The sequence below is a fragment of the Acerihabitans sp. genome (assembly GCF_036398755.1).
Classification (GTDB): domain Bacteria; phylum Pseudomonadota; class Gammaproteobacteria; order Enterobacterales; family Enterobacteriaceae; genus Acerihabitans.
Window position 1 is genome coordinate 1 of sequence record NZ_DASWOM010000144.1, and the last position, 4910, is coordinate 4910.

The window sequence follows — 4910 nt, forward strand, 5'->3', positions numbered from 1 at the left end:
GGCGGCTTCCTGCTGGCGGCTGGAGGCCTGCTTTACGCTGACATACAGCGTTTGGCCGTCGGGCGACAGGGCCAGGCTATTCGGGTGCACCGGGGTAGCGATGGTGCGCAGCACGTTATAGGTCTTGGCGTCGATCACGCTCACCTGTCCCGCCTGGCGGTGGGTTACATACACTTCGTTGCGCGCCGGGTTAAACAGCACCGCCAGCGATGCCGGCACGTCGATTTTCGCCAGGATATTACCGTTGCGGGTATCGGCCACCAGCACCTGCGGCTGTTTGGAATCGGTGATAAACGCGCGCTGCGTCGCCGGGTCCAGGCTGAGGTTGAGGAAAAAGTGTTCCGTCGCGGTTTCATCGAGCTTCTTACGCAGCACCACTTTGTTGGTGACGGTGTCGATGGACAGCAGTTCGTTGTCGGCATTGGTCACGTACAGGCGTTTCGCCGCCGCGTCCAGCGCCAGCCCTGTGCCCATTTTGCCGATATCCTCCAGGGTGGCGCGCAGGGTCAGGGTCGCGCCGTCCACCACCCATATCACGCTGGACTCGCCCAGTCCGGCGATATACAGGGTATTGGTCTCCTGGTCCACCACCAGCTCACGCGGCGCCAGCGGCTTGACGGTTTCTGAGCGCTGGCGGCCATCCAGCACCAGCCGGCCTTTTACCGCGCCGGTTTTAGCGTCGATGGCGGTGACGGCGCCGTCGACGGTGTTGCCGAAGTAAAGGGTATCGGTCTTGGCATTAATGGCGGCGCCAAAGGGTTTGATATCGTTGTGGATAATCTGGGTGATATCCAGCGTGGCCGGGTCGAGGCGATACACCACCCCGCCTTTGTCCAGCTTGCGGCTTTGCGAGGTTGCCAGGTAAAGCGCGTTACCTTGCGTGCTGTACGCCATCTCGTAAGCGCCTTTGCCGACAGGTTTGCGCAGCGGCTCCTGTGCCGCCCACGCACCCTGGGCCAGGGTAAACAACAGCGCGCCAACCAGCAGCAGCGGATACGCCGCGCGTGGTCCCGGTCGTCCGCCGGAAGTCGTTATCACGTCCATACTATCTCCATTTCAATGAATTGATGTTGCCGCCGGACCAGCGCCAGGCAGCAAAAGTGGTTTCACATTGCATCAATAAGCAGCCAGAGCCGAGACGTCATGGCGTCTCGATTTTTATATGAGAATAATAATCATTATTTTTTAAAAAGGGGAGCAATTTGTTGCGCTGAGGCCGGATCGGCCGCCGCGTTGCCTCTGCTGTTTACTTTCCTGTCGGCGCCTACCGGCTCATTCTAGCAATTGATCATTACCCGCGGCGGGCAGTAATGCCGACCATGTTGGGTTTACTGAGTGTTAATATGGATTTGGGACCAGCCATGGGGATTTGCGCCATGCCGCCGGTTCATGGTTACGACGCGCGGTGATTAAACAAAGGCCTGCAGCAAACATGCGCATCCCGGCGCGGTAGGCATCGGCAATCATCATCCAAGACGGTATAATGGGCGAAAACGTTAGCAATGCTCAAGGAGAAGAGAGAATGGTCGCCGTTTACGTTGATGGGGAAAATAAAACCGCACAGCTCGCTGACTGGACCTTGCGTTACCACAACGATAAAAAATGCCTTCAACTCACCTGTCATTTCCCATCGGGAAAATCCTTTACCCGGCCGTTCAGCGTCTGCCGTGTTGAACCCACCGCCGTCGCCAATGGCACGCTGCTGATCAAGAAAGGTCAGCCCAATACGCAAATCATCGACCGTGCGGAGATAATCGGTAATAAATACGCCCTTATTTATTATCCGCACGCGGAACGATGCTATGTGATGAAAGCGGATGATGTGCAGATCCTGCCTGCGACATCGTTAAAAACTGCCGACATTTTTACCTATTTTCGCGAGGTTGCCCAGCAGCGGTTTCTCCGCGCCGGCCATGACAAACAGCCCATAGCTAAGAACATATTGCGCGAGTTAGATAAAATCGTGGCCCATCCCGATACGGCGCTGGAAGCCTACTGCCGCGGCAAAAACGAGACGCGGCGCGTGCCGGACCGTTTCATCTACCCTTTCGGCCTGAATGAAAGCCAGATGAAGGCGATTGAACAGGCGTTTAGCACCCAGATTTCAGTCATCGAGGGACCGCCGGGAACCGGAAAAACCCAGACCATCCTCAATATCCTCGCCAATATCCTGATTCACAATGGCAGCGTCGCCATCGTCTCCAATAACAACACCGCCGTAGACAACGTTTACGAGAAGCTGGCGAAGGTGAATCTGGATTATGTGGTTGCCCGATTGGGCAGCGCGGATAATCGGCTCAAGTTCTTTTCCAGCCAGCCGGAGGCGCCGCAGGATGCTCCCGCGCCCGCACCTGAAATCAGCGTCATCACGGACCAGATAATCCGGTTGAAAACGCATCTCCGCGCCCAAAATGACGCGGCGCAGCTGCGCGCTGAGATTGATGAGCTGGGCATTGAAGAAAAATATCTCGGCCAGTGGCTGCGATCTCACGGCATCACCAATCATCCTGACGTTGAACATTACAGGCTAAATCAACACAAGATCACCGATTTGATGGCCTTTATCCAGTCACTGGCGGCAAGCCGTATCGGCTTGCGCGACCGGCTGACTCTATTGCTGAGGTTTGGCATTGTCAAAACGCAACCCTTGAATACCGCCTGGAAACGTCAGGCGATGTTCTTCGCCTTGCAGCGCAATTACTATGCCACCCGTTTGCGCCAGGCGCGCGATGAGCTGGCAATAAACGAGCAGGTTTTACAGGACCATGATGTAGCAGGCTTGCAGCGAAGCTTGACACAAAATTCGATGGCGTTTCTACGCGCGCATCTTTGGCAATCCATCGTGCCGAATAACCATCTAGACGACAGTAACTACCAGAAAGATTTTGCCGATTTTTTAAAACGCTATCCGGTGATGGGCAGCAGCACGCATTCCATTATTAATTCCCTGGCCGCAGGCACCTTGCTGGATTATGTCATTATTGATGAGGCGTCGCAGCAAGACATTGTTCCAGGGATACTGGCCTTGGCCTGCGCCAGAAACGTCATTGTGGTGGGCGATCGCAAACAGCTCCCCCATGTTCCGGAAGATGTCGCCCTGCCCGCCCCCGCGCCACACTATGACTGCGTCAGCCACAGTTTGCTGGATTCGCTGCTGGCGCTGTATGGCGATGCGCTGCCGGTCACGTTGCTAAAGGAGCACTATCGCTGTCATCCCAAAATCATCCAGTTCTGTAATAAGCAGTTTTATGACAATCAGTTGATTGCCATGACGCGTGATGGCGGCGAACCTGCGCTGTCGTTAGTGGTTACAGCCAAAGGCAACCATGCGCGCCACAACAGCAACCTGCGTGAACTGGAGTCGTTAACGGCGCTGGAATGGGACGCGGCGGACAGCCGCGGCTTTATTGCGCCCTACAATGCCCAGGTCAATCTCTCAAGCCGCACCCTGCCGGCCGATTTTGTCAGCGCAACCGTGCATAAGTTTCAAGGACGCGAATGCGAAGAGATTGTTTTTTCCACCGTATTGGACAAGAAGGCCAACCGCCAGTCGCTAGCCTTTGTCGATAATCCACAGCTCATCAATGTGGCGGTTTCACGCGCGCAAAAACACTTCACGCTGGTCACCGGCGACAATGTTTTCGCTGCCAGCAATCAGCATATCGCCGCGTTGATCCGCTATATAACCTACTACGCGGATGACGGCCAGGTGCATTATAGTCCGGTGGTCAGCGCATTTGATTTGCTCTATGAGGAATACGACCGCTCATTGGAACAGCTCAAAGCCCGGCTCAATCCCGACGACTCAGGCTTCCGCTCTGAACAGATCGCCGCGCAATTGATCGGCGACGCCTTGAAGCAACCTGCTTATCGCGCCCTCACGGTGCACGCCCAGGTTCCGCTCAGACAATTGATCGCCCGCGCGGATAACCGTTTCACTGCCCGCCAACTGGACTTTATGGCGCAGGGCGCAAGCTGCGATTTCGTTTTTTATTACCGCGTTGGAAAACAACCTTTAGCCGTGATCGAGCTCGATGGCGGTTATCATGACAACCCAGAGCAACGCGAACGCGACGCGCTGAAAGATACCATTCTGGACGTGTGCGGCATTGCCCTGTTGCGGTTGAAAACGATCGATAGCCGGATTGAAGCTAAAATTGCGGCGTTTCTGACGGCGGTTATGTTGGAAGATTCCCTCGAGGAAGGCGCGCTGTAGCCGGCATATTTATCCTGGAAAAAGTTTTGTTATAATCTCGACAGGCCGGTTCGAAGCTTGTTCAAAACGCCTACACGCGAAATTTAGCCATGATTTTTCTGGCAGTATGCAGAAGACGCAGGGTATGAATTTCATTGGCGGCTACGTGGACTGCCCCTGGGATCGTGGACATTCCCGGCCCCCGCACAGACATTTGGCTATTGTCTAGCAAAATGGTTGCAATATCACGTTATGAACCTAAACGACATTTAATCGTTGCTGCACAAAAAACAGATGGAGAGACAGGTCAAGCAGAACAAATCGCAACCAATATGGTTGGCAAATTCAAATGACAACCATATCGGTTGTCGAAAAACCAACAAAATTCATGGACAATCAAGCCTTATTAAAATCCAGAGTTAAAACTGACGTGTGAACAGGGCTACTTAAGATCCGATCGCACATATGCGGTTTTCAGTGCCGACACATCATTGCTGCAGCGATAAAAGCCGCGCCCGATATAGGGGAGCGGTATGTTAAGTTGCGAAATCATGGTCAGAAAAACCGGCCCTGTAGCCGACGGGTTAAAGCGCCGTTTTCTAGTCTGCCACATTTCAGCAGTTGGTGGTCATTTTGGTGGCCTTGGCAAAAGGCAGCACCTTATTTACATCATTTATCAACCAGCTACTGACAGAGTCGCTCCCAGTCAGAGGAG

Annotated in this window: 3 protein-coding genes; 2 read left to right on the plus strand and 1 reads right to left on the minus strand. The window is 54.2% G+C overall.

What is annotated here, in order from left to right; genetic code table 11:
* Positions 1–1044, minus strand: a 1044-nt coding sequence (gene yncE / locus VGC33_RS22845) for a 7-bladed beta-propeller protein YncE (protein WP_331123062.1), incomplete at its 3' end; no start/stop codon positions are given.
* Positions 1045–1522: 478 nt separating this feature from the next.
* Between yncE and VGC33_RS22850 the strand changes: the two genes are divergently transcribed.
* Together VGC33_RS22850 and VGC33_RS22855 are read left to right on the plus strand one after the other, a co-directional pair.
* Positions 1523–4216, plus strand: coding sequence for a DEAD/DEAH box helicase (locus VGC33_RS22850; RefSeq protein WP_331123063.1), 2694 nt, complete (start codon positions 1523–1525; stop codon positions 4214–4216).
* Between the two features lie 512 nt (positions 4217–4728).
* Positions 4729–4910, plus strand: a 182-nt coding sequence (locus VGC33_RS22855; RefSeq protein WP_331123064.1) for a hypothetical protein, incomplete at its 3' end; no start/stop codon positions are given.